The organism is Arthrobacter sp. SW1, from assembly GCF_001766675.1.
GTDB lineage: Bacteria > Actinomycetota > Actinomycetes > Actinomycetales > Micrococcaceae > Arthrobacter.
This window is the reverse complement of record NZ_MJLT01000060.1, coordinates 1-581: the sequence shown is the minus strand read 5'-3', so window position 1 is coordinate 581 and position 581 is coordinate 1. Positions and strand designations below refer to the sequence as shown.

At 64.9% G+C, this 581-nt stretch carries 1 pseudogene; it reads right to left on the bottom strand.

Going from position 1 to position 581, the window contains the following annotated elements:
- Nucleotides 1-579 (bottom strand): annotated as a pseudogene (locus BIU82_RS16960) (PfkB family carbohydrate kinase); the annotation flags it as partial.
- Between the last annotated feature and the right edge of the window lie 2 nt (nucleotides 580-581).

Below are 581 nucleotides of genomic sequence, written 5' to 3'. Positions count from 1 at the left end.
GGGCCTCCTCGACGCTGTTCCAGAACATCGGACGGTAATCGAGGTCCAGGATGGTGTGCTGCCCTTCCTTGAGGGCGGAGCGCGGGCGGGCGTCATGGGCCGCGATATGGGCCGAGCGGCTGGGTTCCTGGCAGAGGCCCGTTACGGTGGACCAGAAGATCCGGGCGTCCCGGATGGCGTCCAGGTCCAGTTCATCCGCTGCGATCTGGAGGTCCGGCGCCGTGGGGAAACGTCCGTAGAAATAGAGGCCATCTGCATGATCTGCTTGGCGGTCTCTTCATTGCTGAGCAGGTACTTCTTGTCCTCTTCGGACAGGCTCTTCCACCACTCCGCCTGCTCTTCCGGCAGGATTGCGCAGAAGGTGGCCGGGGTCTGCAGGCCTTCGACGCCGCTGACGAAGCGGTCGTCCACGCCGAACTTGGCCAGTTCCCGGTGGAGGTATTCGCCGAAGGGGTCCTCGCCGGTTCGGGTGATCACCGCCGTCGAGCGTCCGTGGCGTGCCGCGGCAACGGCAACGTTGGACGGCGAGCCGCCAAGGTACTTGCCGAAGCTTCCCACTTCGTCGAGGGTGACGCCAATGT